We start from the raw sequence: 18,331 nt of genomic DNA on the forward strand, positions 1-18,331 counted from the left end.
TTTTAATGATAAAATAAGGTGGAAATGGTATTAGAAATGTAAACAATTGTAAAAATATAGCAAAAGTATTTTTTATCGAAATCTTACTTAACAACTTGTTATCTAAATGAGGGCGGAAAAATGGACCATTTAAAAAATGCATTAGCGGCAAAAATTCAATCTGGCAATATTGGATTCATTGCAGAAAATCTTATTTTCCAAATCATATATAGCCATATTAAAGATATGGTTTTCGTTATGGAAGTGGATGATGGACCATGTTTCCGTTATTTATTTACTAATCAAACAGGAAGTATTCATGCTGGATTATCCTCTGATGCAATTGGAAAATCCATAGAGGAAGTAATGCCAAAAGAGATTGCTGGTGTTTTGCAAACTTCCTATGAAAAAGTATTGTCTACAAAAAAAGAATATATTTTTATAGACGAGTCCCAGTTATCAAATGGAAAAAAGTTTAATGGAGAATCTGTCTTGACACCTATCGAAGATGAAAATGGGGATATTTGTTATATTGTTGCGGTAACGCGTGATATTACCCAAAGTGTTGTTGAGAAAAATCGTCTGATTTTAATTGAACAACGCTTTCGCTCTATTGTTGATCACAATTTAGATGGAATTCTTATTGTTGACACGAATGGCAAAGTTGAAGACACAAATCCATCTATCCAAAATATTTTTGGGCTTAGCAAACAGCAAATGCGGAAACGTTCCATTTTTGATATGGTTGCGCAAACTGATGTTGAATGTTTCCGAAAATTACTGGGTAGAACGAAAATGGGTGAGGCTTCAGAATCCTATGATTGTCGTTTTGTGCATCGAAAGGGGCATCATTTGACCTTACATATTAAAACTGTTCCAATTGTTATCCATTCTGAGGTAGAAGGTATTTATGTCATTGTTAGAGATTTATCCGATCAAGTAAAAAATGCAGAGAAAATTAACTTTATGGCATTTCATGACCAACTAACCGGATTATTAAACCGGAGAGCCCTTCTTACAGATACGGAAAAATTAATCCTGAAAGCTAAAGAAACAGGTGGAAAATTTTCCTTGCTTTCGATTGATTTAGATCGTTTTAAACAAATAAACGATTCATTAGGTCATTTAGCTGGCGATGAAATATTACAAAAGGTTGCGGAAAGGCTGATCGAATTTCGGTCTGATTCTTGTGAAATTTATCGTCAAGGCGGAGATGAGTTTATTATTCTCTTCTCAGAAATGGGGAGACAGGAAACAAGTCGACTGGCCAAAAATATTCTCACAAAATTTTCCAAGCCATTCTTTTTGCATTTTAATGAATATTATATTACACCAAGCATCGGGATAAGTGTATTTCCGAGTGACGGAAAGGATGTCGAAACACTCATTAAAAATGCGGATGAAGCCCTATTTCGAGTGAAGGAAAAAGGAAAAGCACACTTTCAATTTTATCGTTCAGAAATGAATTCTCTGGTGACAAATGTTGTCAAGCTGGAAACCAATTTGCGAAGAGCCATTGAACAGGAAGAGCTGATGCTTTACTATCAACCGCAAGTGGATTTTCAGACAAAAGAAATCAATAGCTATGAGGCCTTGCTACGTTGGAAGAATAGTGAATTTGGATTTGTTTCCCCAGGTGATTTTATCCCCATTGCAGAGGATACAGGATTGATATTACCAATCGGAAAATGGGTCATCGATACAGCCTGTCAACAAATTAAAAAATGGGAAGAAGCATATAATAAAAGAATTAAGATTGCAATTAATATTTCACCAAAACAATTCATGCAACCCAACTTGGTGGAAATCATTCAAAATTCAATTGCAAGAAATCATATCGATCCATCGCTTTTAGAGATTGAAATCACGGAAGGGGCAATGGAGGATACAAAGGAAACAGTACCTATTTTAAAACGATTAAAATGTTTAGGAGTAAAAATCTCGGTTGACGATTTTGGGACCGGTTATTCGTCGTTAAATTATATTAAACAGTTTCCAATCGATGTCCTTAAAATCGATCAGTCATTTGTTCGTGATGTCATTAAAGAAGAAAAAGATGCCGCTATCACATCCACGATTATCCATTTAGGGCAAAGTCTTGGAATTGAAGTGATAGCTGAAGGGGTGGAAACGAAAGAACAGGAAGACTTTTTAATTCAGGCAAAATGTCACAAGGGGCAAGGATTTTACTATTCCAAACCTGCTTGTTCGGAAGAAATTGAAAGAAGATTTTTTCAAAAAAGAAAAGCAGTGAATGAGTTTGAATATTGAGGGTTTAATAAAAGGGTCAAGGTTGATATCTGACCCTTTTATTTTTTTGCCAATGTAATAACGGTAAGCTCTGGTCGAGATAAAAAGCGAAAGGGTAGCCTTGTTGTTCCTAAGCCACGATTTACATACAGAGTGAGCGGATTTTTTTTCCCAATTGTAAATAATCCTTCAATATATTTTTCACCATATGGAGAAGTAACCAATGCTCCCAAAAATGGAATTTTTATCTGACCGCCATGACTGTGTCCACTTAATTGCAATTCTGCTCCGAAGGGATAGGATTGGTCAGCTAAATCTGGTGCATGGGAGAGAAGAATTTTATAAGCTTCTTTGGGGACATTTTGAAATGCCTTGTCCAAATCCGGTTTACCAAGCATGGCATCATCAATTCCGACAATGTAGATGCTGCTGTTTCCTAATAGTTCAATTTTTTTTGCCTGATTACGGAGAAGGGTAAAACCGGATTTTGTCATAATATCTTTATAAAGATTGGATCCGTAACCCCCATGATCATGATTTCCATAAATGGCGAATTTCCCAAAAGGAGCCTTTAATTCTTGTAAAATCGGAATGATGTTGGCTGGGTTTTTAAATTGATTCGGTGCATCCATTAAATCCCCATTGAAGAGGATAATGTCAGGTTCAAGTGCATTAATTTGTTTGGTTATTTTCTTTAATTGAGTGAGATTATATTGAAATCCTAAGTGGGTATCATTGAATTGAATCATTTTAAAGCCGTCAAAAGCACTTGGAATTTTGGAATGTTGAATGACCATTTTTTTCGTTTCAACAAACCGTGGTTCAATTTCATGTGCGTAATAATATCCGCCAGCACTGATACCTGTGACTGTAAGAAAGGAAGTGAAGATTTTTTTCATGAATGATCTTCTTGTGATTTTTTTGGGCATAGCAATTACCAACCTATCTAACAATGTACTTTCTAATACTAACAAACAAAAAATTAGAATTGAAGGATTTTCCCATATCTTTTTTGTCAATCTAAAGAATTTCACTATAGTAAGTCCATATGTATGCCCAATTAATTTTATTCATAAGAATAAAAAAAGAGTCATAACTCCTTTTCTGAGTTTGACTCGAAATTATTTCCACTCATTGATAGCTTACTGCTCTCTTTTTTAAAGCCTTCCAAGATGAAATAAATGTTTCTTTATTTACTTTTACTTGTTTTCTTCCTGATAATGGATCGTTCAAGTATACAGAGGTTGAATCATATCCCACTAAGGCGACGGCATGTAAATCAAGTGGTGTTTTAATGTACTGCTGATCATGCTTCCAGCCTTCCCAACGGTCTGGCAGACGATAATCTCCAGTTGTCCAGACTACAACAGGAAACCCCTTTGAAACGTGTGTAAGGATCTCTTCAAAACCTTTATTGGTCAAATTTACGGCTCTGCCGGGTAAATATTGATTGATTAAATTTTCGATTGGTTGATCGAATACAGCATAGCCAGCGTATTTTCCAGTCATATCACCCACAAATCCATCAGCAGGATTTCCCCATTTTAAAATATCGCCATTTTTTCCGCGAATTAAGGGATCAGGGTCTTTTTTGACCTTACGATAAAGCTCCATTTTATTTGTTTTTACACCGGCATATTTTAATACCATACTTAAGCTTGTCACTTCACAACCGTATTTTAATTCAGGATTCTGCTTAACTAATGGGACATTTAATAAAATTTGGCTTTTTTTGTGAGGTTTTTCAGGTTTTTGCTGAACCATCGTTTTTTCCAATCCATTTTTATCATCAATGATTTGGATATTTTGTTTTTGGATTGGTAGTGATTTAGTTTGAAACTGTGTCTTATTCTCGAAATGGCTCTTGGTTGAAGAATGGGTATTCACTTCATTCCAATTATTGAAATGGTCGCATCCAAGTAAAGGAAAAAGGGCAAAAAGAATGGAAAGTCTTTTCATTGATGAGCCCTCTTTCTATTTTACTTAAATATATTTTTAATCAACTGCTTATTTTTATGAGAGGAACCTGTTGCCAGTAATGGTGTGAATTTTCAGAAATATGGTGATATAATATAAGATAATTACTTGTGTAAAGAAGACATGTTATGCTAAAAACAACAGGAGAGGAGGATTACATTTTTGGATGCATTAGATATACTCACCAATTTGGAATATATTGTTCCTTTTTTTCAACCGATTTTTAGTGCTGATGAGCATCGAATTATTGGATATGAAATATTAGGAAGAATACAAACGGAATCGGGATACGAAAGTTTGGGCCCTTTTTTTCTTGATGAAACCATTCCTGAAGAGTACCGTCTTGAAGTGGATAATGTTGTTTTGAAAAAAGCATTAGAAAGAGCTGCTGAACTTGAAGACGATGTTTTGCTATTTATAAATAGAGATGCGGAATTATTAATGATGGATGATGGGGAGCAATTATTAGATATTTTACGCGACTTTGAACGTATTGGTATTACTTTAGATAGATTGGTATTGGAAATTACGGAGCGAAACTTTACTGGTGATTATGAACATTTATGTCATTTGTTTAATTATTATAGAACATACGGAATTAAAGTTGCGATTGATAAACTAGGTGAGGATAGTAGCCAATTAGATCAGATTGGGCAAATTTCCCCCAATATTTTAAAAATTAATTTGATGGCATTACGTTCCATGCATTCAACTACTGCTTTTCAAGATATTTTATTTTCCATCTCCATCCTTGCCAGAAAAATTGGAGCCATGCTATTGTTTGAAAATATCGAAACGGGCTATCAGCTCCAATTTGCTTGGAAGCATGGGGGGCGTTATTACCAGGGCTATTATTTACATAGACCTGATATTGATTTTATCAATCGTGATATTTTAAAAAGTAAATTAAAGAGCGAATTTCATCAGTTTATTATGTATGAAAAGAAAAAGCTTGAAGCCTTGTTTTCCATTACTGATCGCTTTCAAAAAAGAATTCAGGAGCTTTTGATGAAAAATAAAAATGTTGAACATTATGAGGAGTTATTGTTCAATTTGGCGAAAGAAATGAATCATATTGCTTTTCGCATGTATATATGCGATGAAGATGGATTTCAGCTTTCACCAAACATCTTAAAAAAAGATGACATGTGGATGATTCAAAAGGAATATACACAAAAAAATTGGAGCTGGCGCCCTTATTTTTTAGAAAATATCTTCAAAATGAAGAGTGAAAAAAAGGGAATCCTATCTGACTTATATTGCGATATTGAAAGCGGGGAAACGATAAGAACATTTTCGTATCCTTTAAATACAAAGGAATATTTATTTATTGATATTACGTATGAATTCCTTTATGAGCATGAAGAATTACTATATTGATGGTTAGGAGATATAAAGAGGGAGGAATAAATGAATAATTCTTGTGGAATTCTTTAAATAGAAATTCCTATAAAGGAGAAGAATCCCATGAGTACGTACACAATGATTTTGTTACTAATTTGCCTAGGAATATTGTTTATTTCCTTTATTTACACACTCCTTCTTATGAAGGAGCAGAAAAGCATTAAAGGAAATATGGATGGGCAAATATCAGAACAAGTGCAAGATCATCCTTATATAAGAAATCCAATTTTTGTGGCATATGCCATCTTTTTTGCTCTCCTGATTTTAACGATTGTTTTTGTATCGCTAACCTTTCATTATTAGGTCTCTCTTGGAGGGATCTTTTTTTTACAAAATTTGTCATAATCTGCAATATTGAGAGAATTTAAGTCAGTTTATGCCTATATTTTGCGAACGATTGTCCATAAATTTAGGCATACTACTTGGTACAATAATGATCGTAAGGAAGAAAATAATTAAAAGGGAGACAAAAGGTGAAGATCATTCTTAAATTAATGGTTATCGCTATTGCTTTGTTTATTTTTCCATATTCTGAAAAAGCAGAGGGAGATATCGAATCAAGAGAAATGGTAATAAATCTTCTAAAAGATGCGGCAAATGCACAGAGCTCCTTAAGTGAAAAGCCGAGAACGATGAGTGAAATTAGAGATATTTTATCCCCCTTTTACAAAAGAATATAGGAAGCTTTATTTAAAGGGGAATCTTATTTCAACAGAGGGAAAATATATGACCCTTGGATCGGATTTTGCTCCATTTGCCATCCCCTTTTTTGCCTTTACTGGCGAAACAAAGGTTGTCATAGAAGTAAATGAGATTTATGTGATTGAATATTTTTCTGGAAGTCGGATAGGTCCGATTACGTATCAAAGTCATTATGAAGGAATAAAGTTGAAAAAGGTTGATGGGAAATGGCGAGTTGCTGCTTATTTGCCTGATCGTATTCCTGAAAGAATCATAACAAAAGCGAATGTAACAAGTTTATCCCACTCTTAACGGACATTTTGACTCCCACTTTAAGATTCTGAGAATACGAAGAAGATAAGTGGGAGATCAACTGTCCGTAAAGGTCCGACGAGGGATTAAGGTCCTAGTCAGGCGAAGCCACAGGATGTGGCGCTATGAGCGTGATAAGTGAAATAAGATTTTTCTTTGGGCTTCAGCCCTTAGAAAAATCAATCAGGCTCTGCGTGACTAACCATCAGTGGGGGATGAATGGCAGACTAAAAGCGCGACGTCAATCGCTGCGTCTGCCCACTTCACATCCTGTGCGTCGAAAACACCCACTGATGGAAGTTTCACTTTATGAGCATATAGAAAAAGAGCATCTATTAGTGATGCTCTTTTTCAATTATAATCATGATTCTATCGATAAGGCTTCGTTGATTTTTTCAAGATCAAAACCGGTAATCACAAGATCATCATTGATGACAAAGGTTGGAGTGGAAAAAGATTGGTATTTATGAATCAGCTCATTTCTCGCGTTTTTATCTTTTTTAATATCCTTAATGGTGTAAGATATTCCTTTATCGGACAAATAGTGTTTGGCAAATTCACATGGTGGACAATCCGATTGACTATATAATACTACTTTTGACATTGATATCCCCCGAAATATTTGATGAATTAATCTTAGGTGATTCTCGCCATTAAATCAATCGATTTGTTTTTGAAGATATTCAATAAGTCCCATGCTCGATACTTTTATATCAAGTGCAATGATTTCATACACCTCATGATCATCAGATATTCCCTTATTATGAAGATGGTCTTTAATGGACGTAAATATTTTTTCAAAAGCAAGTGCATATTTTTCTTCTTGTGTCCGTCCCTCTTGGATGGCATGATGCCCTTCATCTATAAAGATCTTAAGCCAATATTGAACTTGCCGATATACCTCATTCGGGTTTGCGGATGAACCAAAATGTCCAAAATATATATATTGAAGTTTTTTGCTTCTAAATAATTCCATTGAATGCAGCATTTTATTCGGGTCGAATTGATTTGGTGAGGTAGTAGGTAAATAGAGCTCAACTTCATCTTTCTGTAATTGTGGATAGGAGATTCCGACGGTGTCTCCAGTAAACATTCCATTTAAGCCTGAGTGGTGAATACTGAAATGGTGATTAGCATGCCCTGGAGTGTCATAGAAGGTGAGTGTACAATTTTCTCCAATATGGAGAATTTCACGATCATGTTTTTGGATTAAACGATCTTCAGGAACGGGAAGGACAGGATTGAATAGACGGTCGAAATCATCGCCGTATACCACTCTGGCACCGGCAATTAGGCGAGATGGGTCAATTAGATGCCGGTACCCCTTTGGATGCACGATAACCGTTGCATTAGGGCAATGCTGCAAAAATAGTCCTACTCCACCTGCATGATCGAGATGAATATGTGTGACAATGATATACTTAATTTCTTCTGGGTTTATTGTTAGGGAATTTAGTCCCTCGAGAATATATGGGATACTGGGACTTGCGGAGGTTTCAATAATGGTTAATTCTTTTTCTTTTAATACATAGGTGCCAGTTCGATTTTCCATACTAAGATCAAAGTCATCAATTAAAAATAGTTTTTCAGCCATTTGAATTGGTTTTTTCAAAAAAATCTCCCCTTTTTTTCAGCTTTTGCTTGTACAAATACATGAGATTATTTTATTCTGTTAATATTGGCATGTAAAGCAAAATAATGAAAAATTCTGAATTTTATCCTATGCGGATAGAAACATGTCAAAAGAGAAACCTAATTTCTAATTAGAGTTTGGTTTGTTTTTGAAAGGAGAGGAACTATGTCACAGCTTCAAGGTATTATATCTCGATTAAAAAGTTTACAAGAACAATCTGTTGGTGGAGAAGCAGCACAACGTTTTTTTGAGGTTAATGGTGAAAGAAAATGCCAAGTAACTTTTCATCCCAAAACAGAAACATTTGAATTAGAGGTTTATCAGAATAAGGAAAAACCAAAAAGATATCAATTTGATAACATTGATATGATTACAATTGAAATTTTTGATTTAATTCAATAGGGGCTAAAAAAGGGAACCGTAAAAAGGTTCCTTTTTCTATATGGTTAGATTCTCATCCTTGCGCATACTATTCATGAGGTGAAGCCAATGATGATGCCAACTGTAAAATGTCCAAAATGCTTTACAGAATACGAAATGAATCATGTCCTGACAGCCCAATCTAATCAAAATGTGATTTTTACCTGTCCTAATTGTCAATATGAATTAAGAAATATTCAAACAAGTAAGGGTTAAGATGGCAAATAAAGAGCAAGGATAACGAAACTGTGATAAAATAAAATAGATCGTAAACAAATTAGAGGAGTTTTCGGCTATGAATAGTCTTCACAGTGGGGAATTTTTAAAACAGAATATTAGAGGGTTTATGATTCCATCTGAACGTGTTGCTCATGTGCAGATTGGAAATAACCTGGAGCATGCATTATTAGTATTAACAAAAAGTGGATATAGTGCAATTCCTGTGTTGGATCCCTTTTATAAGCTCCATGGTTTAATTAGTACACCTATTATTATGGACTCTATTTTGGGTCTCGAGCGCATTGAATTTGAGAAATTAGAAGAACGAAAAGTGGAAGAAGTCATGAACTGTAAAATTCCACGAATGAATATTTCTGTTACCGTTGAAGATAGTCTAGTCCTATTGATTGATCATCCTTTTTTATGCATTGAATCAGATGAAGGTTACTTCGAAGGAATCTTAACGAGAAGAACGATTTTAGATGAATTAAATAAATACTTACATCATGAAAATCAATAGGCCCTCCATTTGGGGGCTTATTTTTCTATCATAAGATTTAGCAGTGTATTGGTTTTATTAAAAAAATGATAATGAGGGAATTCTTTTGTCGACACTATCTGAATTTCAATTATTGGCCATATTAGCATCAGAGATGAATATGAGAAAAGCGGCTGAAAGGCTATTTGTATCCCAGCCTGCTCTTTCCCAACGTTTACAAACCATTGAAAAAGAATGGGGAACTAAGCTGTTCGTTCGTTCACAGAAAGGCTTATCATTGACTCCAGCAGGTGAAATGGTGATTGATTTTGTTAATGATGTACTTGCGAAGGAGGAAAGGGTAAGAGAGTCCATCTCTGCACTTAATTCAGAGGTTCACGGGACTTTAAAGATTGCTGTCGCTTCGATTGTGGGACAAAATTGGCTTCCGCAAGTGCTGAAAAAATTTGTTAATCGCTATCCGCAAGCCAAGATCTCATTAATAACTGGCTGGAGTAGTGAGATTCTACGACATTTATATGATGACCAAGTTCATGTGGGAATTATTAGAGGTACACCAGATTGGAAGGGAATTAAAATTCACTTGTTTGAGGATAGTCTTTATTTAGTGGATCAGGAAATTACAAAACCAGAACAGGTCTTGGAAACCAATCGCCCGTTTATCCAATTTAAAAGTGATTCAAATTATTATCAAGAGATACAGGAATGGTGGCACCGGCATTTTCAAACCTCCCCTAAACGGACCATTATTGTAGACCAAATTGAAACATGTAAACAAATGGCCTTTAATGGAATAGGTTATGCGATTCTTCCTGCGATTACGCTTAATGGCGCAGAAAAAAATATTTTTAAGATTCCTTTGCTTGATGGAGATGGAAGTCCACTTAAACGGGATACTTGGCTTTTAGGATATGAATCAGCCTTTCAATTAAAACAAGTTCAAGCTTTTGTCGAATTAATTAAAGAGCATATTAAAGAAGAAGGAAAATAGATTTTTCTTGTTTTCATTGCTTTTGTTTGTTAAAGTAATTTTAGCAAAATACATAGGGGGTCTGTCTTAATGAAAATGATGGATGCAAATGAAATAATCTCTTTTATTCAGAATAGTAAAAAAGCAACACCTGTGAAGGTTTATATAAAAGGTGATCTCGAAGGAATTAATTTTGGTAACGAAGCAAAAACCTTTATTACAGGGAATACAGGAGTTGTATTTGGTGATTGGACCGAAATAAAGACTGCATTAGATGAAAATAAAGAGAAAATCGATGACTACGTTGTCGAAAATGATCGTCGTAACTCTGCTATTCCATTATTGGATATGAAAAATATTAAAGCGCGAATCGAGCCAGGGGCCATTATTCGTGATCATGTTGAAATAGGTGATAATGCGGTGATTATGATGGGGGCTTCGATCAATATTGGAGCGGTTATTGGTGAAGGAACGATGATTGACATGAACGTCGTTTTAGGCGGCCGGGCAACGGTAGGGAAGAACTGTCACATCGGAGCTGGCACGGTATTAGCTGGAGTTGTTGAACCACCATCTGCGAAACCTGTTATCGTTGAGGATGATGTCGTGATTGGAGCGAATGCGGTTGTTCTCGAAGGTGTTTCAGTTGGAAAGGGAGCTGTGGTTGCAGCTGGAGCTGTTGTAATTGATGATGTACCTCCGTATACCGTTGTTGCTGGAACTCCTGCTCGTGTCATCAAGCAAATTGATGAAAAAACAAAATCAAAAACGGAAATTAAACAAGAATTACGTCAATTATAAGAGTCATAAAAGCGTGGAAGTTCTTTCCGCGCTTTTTTAGATACGAGAAGGGTGAACTTATGAGTCTATTTGTTAATATTCGAAGGGAACTGCATTTAATCCCAGAGTTAGGGTATCAAGAATTTAAGACCCAAGCCTATTTATTAAAATATATTCAAGATTTGTCCCAAGAGCGTTTAGAAATCAAGACATGGAAGACAGGGATATTTGTCAAAGTAAGAGGATTAAAACCGACAAAAATGATAGGTTACCGAACGGATATAGATGGGTTACCGATTTTGGAGGAAACCGGGTTACCCTTTACTTCGACTCATGTCAACCAAATGCATGCTTGTGGACATGATTTTCATATGAGCATCGCTTTAGGTGTTTTAACTTATTTTGTTCAGCATCCAATAAATGATAATCTTTTATTTATTTTTCAACCTGCTGAAGAGGGGCCTGGTGGGGCAGAAGCAATGCTGAAAACAGACATTATGAAGGAATGGAAGCCAGATATGATCTTTGCTCTCCATATTGCTCCGGAGTATCCTGTTGGGACTATTGCGATAAAGGAAGGATTATTATTTGCAAATACTTCTGAGCTATATATTGACTTAACCGGACTTGGTGGACATGCGGCTTACCCCCATTTATCCAATGACATGGTTGTGGCTGCTTGTGCCCTTGTTTCACAGCTTCAATCAATTGTCGCAAGAAATATTGATCCACTTGACAGTGCGGTCATTACCATAGGGAAAATAACAGGTGGGATGGTGCAGAATACCATTGCAGAAAGGTCCAGACTAGAAGGAACAATTAGGACGCTGTCTGTTGATTCTATGAAGAAGGTTAAGACACGGATTGAAGCTCTTGTAAAAGGAATAGAAATAGGGTATCAATGCCAAGCGGAAATTGACTATGGCTGTAAGTATCACCAAGTATTTAATGAGAAACAATTAACAAGAGAGTTTATGAATTTTCTGAAAACCCAGCCAGATATTCACTTGCATGAATGTAAGGAAGCAATGACTGGAGAAGATTTTGGTTATATGCTTGCTGAAATTCCTGGTTTTATGTTTTGGTTAGGAGTGGACTCTCAGTATGGGTTGCATCATGCAAAGCTGACTCCTCGTGAGGATGCAATCGATATGGCAATCTCCACAATTACTAAATATCTGACCTATAAGGGAAATGATTAACAAAATTAAGAAAATGTGGCTTAGAAGAAAAACGTATATAGACAGCACTTCTTCTAAGAGGAAAGTAGGGGGATAGGATGAGACTAAGAGAATCGATGCCAGAACTAACTGGTGCAACTTCATGGATCAATGGTGAGGTTACACGAGAACAATTAGTTGGAGAAAAGCCAACACTCCTTCATTTCTGGGCTGTTAGCTGTCATTTATGTAAATTAGGGATGACAAACATTAATGAATTCAGAGACCATTATAAGGACAAATTGAATGTGGTTTCGATTCATATGCCTCGCAAAGAAGAAGATATGGATGAGGCTTTGATTCTTTCATTAGCGCATGAAAATGGTATGATTCAGCCTATATTTGTGGATGGTGAACACAAGCTTAGTGATGCAATGGAAAACAAGTATGTACCTGCTTATTATGTTTTTGATAAAGAAGGTAGACTCCGCCATTTTCAAGCAGGTAGTGGTGGAATGAAAATGCTTGAAAAGAGGATTAATCGAGTTATAGATGAAATGGAAAAATAATAAAACGAATAATGTAGGGACAAGTTATCTTGTCCCTACATTATTAAGAGGTTCTATTTTGAAGGAATGATGGTTAGAGAAGACCATTTAATATTCAACTTTCATTTTTTAATTTATTTTTCTTATATGCTAAAATGTTAGTAATAATATTTTATTTTTCTTCGGAGGAATTATTGTGAAAAAGGAATTTGCAGTTATTGGGTTAGGCAGGTTTGGCGGGAGCATTTGTCGGACATTATCTGAGCAAGGTATGGAAGTATTAGTCATAGATACGAATGAAGATCGAGTGAATGAGTATTCCTTAATAGCATCACAAGCAGTTGTAGGGGATTCAACGGATGAAACGGTATTAAAAAGCTTAGGCATTAGAAATTTTGACCATGTAATTGTCGCTATCGGTGATGATATTCAAGCAAGTATATTGACTACTTTAATACTAAAAGAGCTTGGGGTTAAAAACATAACAGTTAAAGCGCAAAATGATTACCATGAAAAGGTCTTAAGGAAGATAGGGGCAGACCATGTTGTTCATCCTGAAAGAGATATGGGTCAAAGAATTGCCAATAATATTATTTCAAACAATGTTCTAGATTATTTAGAGCTTTCTGATGAGCACAGTATTGTTGAAATTGTTGCAAGAGAGAAGCTTGCGGGGCATTCCATTATTGATTTGGATATTCGGGCGAAATATGGGATTAACATCGTGGCGATTAAGAGAAACAATGATATTAACGTTTCTCCGCAGGCAAACGAAATCATAGAAGAGGACGATATTCTTATTGTTATCGGAGCAGATAATGATATTAATCGTTTTGAAAAGAAAGTGATGTTGTAATGGAAATTAAAAAAGGAAGGATCCATATCTTTTGCGGATCCTTCCTTTTTTATATCGTTAAACTTCCATAATGATTGGTAAAATCATTGGACGTCGTTTAGTTTTTTCGTAAAGAAATGGAGCTAATGTATCTGTAATTTCATTCTTGATCTCAGACCATTGCGTTGTTCTTCGTTCCATAACCTTATTGAGATGCTTTGTAATTAAACTTTGAGCATCATTAATTAAATCTCCAGATTCTCTCATATAGACAAAACCTCTTGAGATTAGGTCAGGACCTGCTGCAATCTTGAATTCCTTCATGTTAATACTGACCACTACAACCACAAGCCCTTCTTCTGAAAGAATTCGACGATCCCTTAAGACAATGTTACCAATATCTCCAACTCCGTTACCATCTATATAAACAGAGCCAGAAGGAATTTTTCCAGAAACCTGAGCACTATCCTCTGATAATGCTAGTACTTCACCATTATCCATCATGAAACAGTTTTCTTCTTTTACGCCACAATCGATAGCAAGTTTAGAGTGCATTAACTGCATGCGATATTCTCCATGAATCGGCATGAAAAATTTTGGCTTGATTAATCGAAGCATTAGTTTTTGTTCCTCTTGTCCACCATGACCAGAGGTATGGATATTGCTTAGTTTTCCATGAATAACATCCGCGCCTGCTCTGAATAACATATTAATTGTGCGTGAAACGCTAATCGTGTTTCCAGGTATCGGTGAAGAAGAGAACACAACCGTATCACCAGGATTAATTTGAATTTGTCTATGAGTCCCGTTAGCAATTCTTGAAAGAGCCGCCATTGGTTCTCCTTGACTACCCGTACAAAGGATCGTTACTTGGTTTGCTGGTAAACGATTTATTTGCTGTGCATCGATAAAAGTATCTTTAGGAGCTGAAATATAGCCAAGCTCTAAGCCGATATCAATCGCTGCTTCCATGCTACGACCGAATACAGCAACTTTCCTTCCATTCATAACAGCCGCTTCAGTCACTTGTTGAAGGCGATGAATGTTAGATGCAAAGGTCGCAAAAATAACACGACCTTCCACTTTCCGGAAAATATCATGAATGCTTTCGCCAACACGGCGTTCTGACATAGTGAAATCTGGTACTTCACTATTAGTACTGTCTGATAATAAGCAAAGGACACCCTCTTTACCTATTTCAGCCATTTTTGTTAAGTTAGCTGGTTCACCGACTGGAGTGAAATCAAATTTAAAATCACCGGTATGAACGATTTGTCCGGGAGGAGTTTTGACAACGATCCCATAAGAGTCAGGAATGCTATGAGTTGTTCTAAAAAAAGTGACAGAGGTTTTGCGGAATTTGATGATGTCATCTTCTTTGATTTCGTAAAGCTTTGCCTGTCTTAATAATCCGTGTTCTTCTAATTTATTGCGTATTAAACCGAGAGCTAATTTTCCTCCGTAAATGGGAACATTGATTTGCCGTAGAAGATAAGGAATACCTCCAATATGATCCTCATGACCATGAGTGACAAATAATCCTCTTATTTTTTCTTCATTTTTGATTAGGTAGGAATAATCAGGAATGACATAATCAATTCCAAGCAGTTCATCCTCTGGAAACTTAATCCCAGCATCAATTAAGATGATTTCATCTTGAAACTGCACTCCGTAGGTATTTTTACCAATTTCTCCTAGACCACCTAGAGCAAATACAGCAGTCTGATCATTTTTCACAAATTTCATACTTTATCCAATCTCCAATACTTTAAATTCTTCGTTTTGTTTTTCATATTCTAAAAATGCTCCTTTGAGTTCTGTAATAAACTCAACATTATATGGCTTGTCTTTTAATTTTCGACGAACATCTCGTTCTGATTCTGCTTCAATATAAAGAGATTTTGTATTCTCTCTTACAGGTATTTCTGTTTTCGTTTCTTGAAAATATACTTTAAAAATCATGATTAAATCGCTCCTTATTCCGTATAACTTTTTCTATTATATATAAAAATAACATTTATTTCATGTATTTGCATTTATTAATGAAAATTCTCCTCTTTTGGAAAAGTTTGGATTAATATATGTATAGGGATGAAAGGAAGGAAGAAGCCCTTCGAAGAAGAAGGGCTTTTAATATTATGCAATTGTTTTTTTTCTAAGTAAATCTCTCCACTGTTTTAAGAGCTTCTTTCTGAGGTTCTTTAACATAGTGGAACATCTCCTTACCGTTAATTTTATACGATAGTTGTCCAAAGTGAAAGTATGTTTTTAAATAAGTCTTCTTCTTTTATTTTACTACTATTATATGATAAAATAGATATTTTTCTCATGGTTAATGATGGAATTGAATATTATTGAGAAGTTTAAAAAAAAGTTCATCAACAAGGGCATATTCGGCATGTTTAATGAACTAAAGAAAACAGAGTCCGAATCAGAAGCCTTTGGTGAGAGTTTAATATGTAATTTGTTCGAAAAAACAATAATCTTTACGAAAAACAGCTTACTTACAGGACATATAATGTGATAATTAGCAAAAAAGCTGGATGGAATATTAATTCCTGCCAGCTTTTGTCTTTATCCCACTCTTAACGGACATTTTGACTCCCACTTCAAGATTCTGAGAATACGAAGAAGATAAGTGGGAGATCAACTGTCCGGAAAGGTCCGACGAGGGATTAAGGTCCTAGTCAGGCGAAGCCACAGGATGTGGCGTCCCTTGAGCGTGATAAGTGAAATAAGATTTTTCTTTGGGCTTCAGCCCTTAGAAAAATCAATCAGGCTCTGCGTGACTAACCATCAGTGGGGGATGAATGAAACCCCCACTGATGGAAGTTTCACTTTATCGTTCAATCGGAATGGCATTTTCTAATGGCCTAAATGGATCCTCTTTGTTTATATAGTCATAAAACATAATTCCATTTAAATGGTCAATTTCATGTTGAAAGCAAACAGCTGCAATGCCTTTTAGACGTAGCTTTATTTCTTTGCCATCGATATCAAAACCCTTTACTGTTACTCTTGCATGTCTAGGAACAAATCCAGGAATCGCTTCATCCACCGATAAGCAACCCTCTCCGGATGTTAGGTATGATTGCTCGACTGAATGACTCACGATTTTAGGATTGAAAAGTGCGTAACTTATTAATTGATTTTTTTCATCCTGAAGATGGACTGCAATCATTCTTTTCGAAACATTAATTTGTGGGGCAGCTAATCCAATACCTGGACGTAACTCATATTGTTCCGATATGGTCGGGTCTTGACTGTTTTTCACATATTCGTGAAGACTGCTTAAAATCTTTTGATCTTCTTCTGAAGCAGGGAGAGGAACCTCCTTTGCTGTTTTTCTAAGTACGGGATGACCATCTCGTACAATATCTTCCATCGTTATCATGTTGATAATTCCCTCCAATAAAAGTCATTTTATGAATAAGACGAATGAACTTAGTAGGACTCTGTATTTTACTTTTGTTCTTTTTGTTCAATTATCTGGACCTTATTCGTTCAATTGTTAAAAAATAGTTTATCAGACTTATGTAAATTTGTTAATGACCATCTTGCCATCAATAAAAACTCCAAAAGATTTTGTTCGATATACGTTCAGGATTTTCTTTATTATATGCAAATTGCCAGCTAAATGATGTTTCATATAATTTCATCATAAACCTTGTCCATTCATCATACAATGCAAATATGGGGGACAAGCTTACCGAATTACGCCTCTAAAATCACGTTTTTAATGTTGTCAAATATCTTGTTAATCGTTATAGTTTAAATCGTATTAGGTTAGGAGGAAAAGGCGTGTCGATTAAATTATATAAGCATCTTGTGATGTTATTAATATGTGGTGTCTTGTTGTTATCTGGTTGCTTTCAAAAACAAACAAAAGAAGAACAAATATATAACTTATTAGAATCTGTCGCCTCAACGGAACAAATGTTTGAGGAGCAGCAAAATCCATTAGTGGATCTTGAGAAAAACGAGAAAACATTGTATGACAAAATTATTGCATTAGGCAAAAAGGAACAGGGCAAAATTAATCAATTATCAGATCAAGCTTTGCAAAATATCAAAAAACGAAAAGAGCATATGCAAAAGGAACAGGATAGTATGGAAGCTTCAGAAAAAGAGTTTAAGAAGCTAGATCAATTATTAGAGGATATAAAAGATGAGAAAGAAAAGAAAAAGGCGGAAACACTGCGTCAAACGATGAAAGACAGGTATAAAATGCATGATGAATTGTATGCCAACTATAATAAGGGGTTGGAATATGATAAGGAACTATATATATTATTCAAAAATAAAAACACAACCATTAATCAACTAGAAGAACAAATCGTGAAGATTAATCAAACATACGAAATAGTCATTAGCAACAATGAAAATTTTAATAAACTGACAAAAAAATATAATGAAGAAAAAATAGCATTTTATAAAGAGGCAAAAATCAACGTGGAAAAATAAAAAAGGAATCGACTTAATGAGGTCGATTCCTTTTTTTAATTTAATAATGTTAGCTCTTGAATAGGTATAAGCTGAGTTTTTAAAAGAATGAAATTATGATATAAAATACTTTTTTAACATAATTCCAATTTAAATATCTTTATTATAACAGAAGCGTTTTTGTACTTATTTTTATATAACAGTTTTGAAAAATTAGAATG

The 18,331-nt window shown here is 35.1% G+C and carries 19 protein-coding genes and 1 pseudogene; 13 read left to right on the top strand and 7 right to left on the bottom strand.

The window, feature by feature from the left end:
* Positions 1-120 precede the first annotated feature (120 nt).
* Positions 121-2,250, top strand: a complete 2,130-nt coding sequence (locus ACE38V_RS02735) for a sensor domain-containing protein (RefSeq protein ID WP_375839598.1) — start codon at positions 121-123, stop codon at positions 2,248-2,250.
* Positions 2,251-2,288: 38 nt separating this feature from the next.
* Here ACE38V_RS02735 and ACE38V_RS02740 read toward each other — a convergent pair whose 3' ends face one another.
* On the bottom strand, positions 2,289-3,158 hold the full coding sequence (locus ACE38V_RS02740) for a metallophosphoesterase (protein ID WP_375839599.1): 870 nt from the start codon (positions 3,156-3,158) through the stop codon (positions 2,289-2,291).
* Positions 3,159-3,360: 202 nt separating this feature from the next.
* Entirely contained in the window at positions 3,361-4,188 is an 828-nt protein-coding gene (locus ACE38V_RS02745; RefSeq protein ID WP_375839600.1) for a C39 family peptidase, read from the bottom strand.
* A 180-nt stretch (positions 4,189-4,368) separates the two neighbouring features.
* Between ACE38V_RS02745 and ACE38V_RS02750 the strand changes: the two genes are divergently transcribed.
* The 3 genes and pseudogenes from ACE38V_RS02750 (at position 4,369) to ACE38V_RS02760 (ending at position 6,603) form a co-directional block, all read left to right on the top strand.
* Positions 4,369-5,586, top strand: a complete 1,218-nt coding sequence (locus ACE38V_RS02750) for an EAL domain-containing protein (protein ID WP_375839601.1) — start codon at positions 4,369-4,371, stop codon at positions 5,584-5,586.
* An 87-nt stretch (positions 5,587-5,673) separates the two neighbouring features.
* The gene (locus ACE38V_RS02755) at positions 5,674-5,913 is read left to right on the top strand and encodes a hypothetical protein (RefSeq protein WP_375839602.1); all 240 of its coding nucleotides are present in this window, start codon (positions 5,674-5,676) and stop codon (positions 5,911-5,913) included.
* Between the two features lie 191 nt (positions 5,914-6,104).
* Positions 6,105-6,603, top strand: a pseudogene (locus ACE38V_RS02760) (DUF3993 domain-containing protein).
* A gap of 361 nt (positions 6,604-6,964) precedes the next feature.
* Here ACE38V_RS02760 and ACE38V_RS02765 read toward each other — a convergent pair.
* Positions 6,965-7,207, bottom strand: a complete 243-nt coding sequence (locus tag ACE38V_RS02765; RefSeq protein WP_375839603.1) for a glutaredoxin family protein — start codon at positions 7,205-7,207, stop codon at positions 6,965-6,967.
* A gap of 54 nt (positions 7,208-7,261) precedes the next feature.
* The gene (locus ACE38V_RS02770) at positions 7,262-8,215 is read right to left on the bottom strand and encodes an MBL fold metallo-hydrolase (RefSeq protein ID WP_375839604.1); all 954 of its coding nucleotides are present in this window, start codon (positions 8,213-8,215) and stop codon (positions 7,262-7,264) included.
* 186 nt (positions 8,216-8,401) lie between these two features.
* On the opposite strand from ACE38V_RS02770, the gene ACE38V_RS02775 reads away from it, so the two are divergent.
* The 8 genes from ACE38V_RS02775 (at position 8,402) to ACE38V_RS02810 (ending at position 13,688) form a co-directional block, all read left to right on the top strand.
* Positions 8,402-8,638, top strand: a complete 237-nt coding sequence (locus ACE38V_RS02775; protein ID WP_375839605.1) for a YkuJ family protein — start codon at positions 8,402-8,404, stop codon at positions 8,636-8,638.
* 90 nt (positions 8,639-8,728) lie between these two features.
* Positions 8,729-8,872 (top strand): hypothetical protein, encoded by a 144-nt coding sequence (locus tag ACE38V_RS02780; RefSeq protein WP_375839606.1) that lies wholly within the window; start codon positions 8,729-8,731, stop codon positions 8,870-8,872.
* A 79-nt stretch (positions 8,873-8,951) separates the two neighbouring features.
* On the top strand, positions 8,952-9,395 hold the full coding sequence (cbpB, locus tag ACE38V_RS02785; protein WP_375839607.1) for a cyclic-di-AMP-binding protein CbpB: 444 nt from the start codon (positions 8,952-8,954) through the stop codon (positions 9,393-9,395).
* Between the two features lie 85 nt (positions 9,396-9,480).
* Positions 9,481-10,365 (top strand): transcriptional regulator CcpC, encoded by an 885-nt coding sequence (locus ACE38V_RS02790; protein ID WP_375839608.1) that lies wholly within the window; start codon positions 9,481-9,483, stop codon positions 10,363-10,365.
* Between the two features lie 69 nt (positions 10,366-10,434).
* Positions 10,435-11,145, top strand: a complete 711-nt coding sequence (gene dapD / locus ACE38V_RS02795; RefSeq protein WP_375839609.1) for a 2,3,4,5-tetrahydropyridine-2,6-dicarboxylate N-acetyltransferase — start codon at positions 10,435-10,437, stop codon at positions 11,143-11,145.
* A 59-nt stretch (positions 11,146-11,204) separates the two neighbouring features.
* Entirely contained in the window at positions 11,205-12,326 is a 1,122-nt protein-coding gene (locus ACE38V_RS02800) for an N-acetyldiaminopimelate deacetylase (RefSeq protein WP_375839610.1), read from the top strand.
* Positions 12,327-12,403: 77 nt separating this feature from the next.
* Positions 12,404-12,853 carry a TlpA family protein disulfide reductase gene (locus ACE38V_RS02805; RefSeq protein WP_375839611.1) on the top strand — a complete coding sequence of 150 codons (450 nt, stop codon included), beginning with the start codon at positions 12,404-12,406 and terminating at the stop codon, positions 12,851-12,853.
* Between the two features lie 172 nt (positions 12,854-13,025).
* Positions 13,026-13,688 (top strand): potassium channel family protein, encoded by a 663-nt coding sequence (locus tag ACE38V_RS02810; RefSeq protein WP_375839664.1) that lies wholly within the window; start codon positions 13,026-13,028, stop codon positions 13,686-13,688.
* 57 nt (positions 13,689-13,745) lie between these two features.
* Here the strand turns inward: ACE38V_RS02810 and rnjA are convergent, their stop codons facing one another.
* From rnjA to def, 3 genes are all read right to left on the bottom strand, one after another.
* Positions 13,746-15,413: a ribonuclease J1 gene (rnjA, locus tag ACE38V_RS02815; RefSeq protein ID WP_375839612.1), complete on the bottom strand. Its 1,668-nt coding sequence runs from the start codon at positions 15,411-15,413 to the stop codon at positions 13,746-13,748.
* A gap of 3 nt (positions 15,414-15,416) precedes the next feature.
* Entirely contained in the window at positions 15,417-15,629 is a 213-nt protein-coding gene (locus tag ACE38V_RS02820) for a DNA-dependent RNA polymerase subunit epsilon (protein WP_375839613.1), read from the bottom strand.
* Between the two features lie 877 nt (positions 15,630-16,506).
* Positions 16,507-17,061 carry a peptide deformylase gene (def, locus tag ACE38V_RS02825; protein WP_375839614.1) on the bottom strand — a complete coding sequence of 185 codons (555 nt, stop codon included), beginning with the start codon at positions 17,059-17,061 and terminating at the stop codon, positions 16,507-16,509.
* A gap of 407 nt (positions 17,062-17,468) precedes the next feature.
* Between def and ACE38V_RS02830 the strand changes: the two genes are divergently transcribed.
* Positions 17,469-18,131, top strand: a complete 663-nt coding sequence (locus tag ACE38V_RS02830) for a YkyA family protein (protein ID WP_375839615.1) — start codon at positions 17,469-17,471, stop codon at positions 18,129-18,131.
* The last annotated feature ends 200 nt before the right edge of the window (positions 18,132-18,331 follow it).

Origin of the sequence: Cytobacillus sp. Hz8, from assembly GCF_042263505.1 — a bacterium.
Lineage (GTDB): Bacteria > Bacillota > Bacilli > Bacillales > Cytobacillaceae > Bacillus_BE.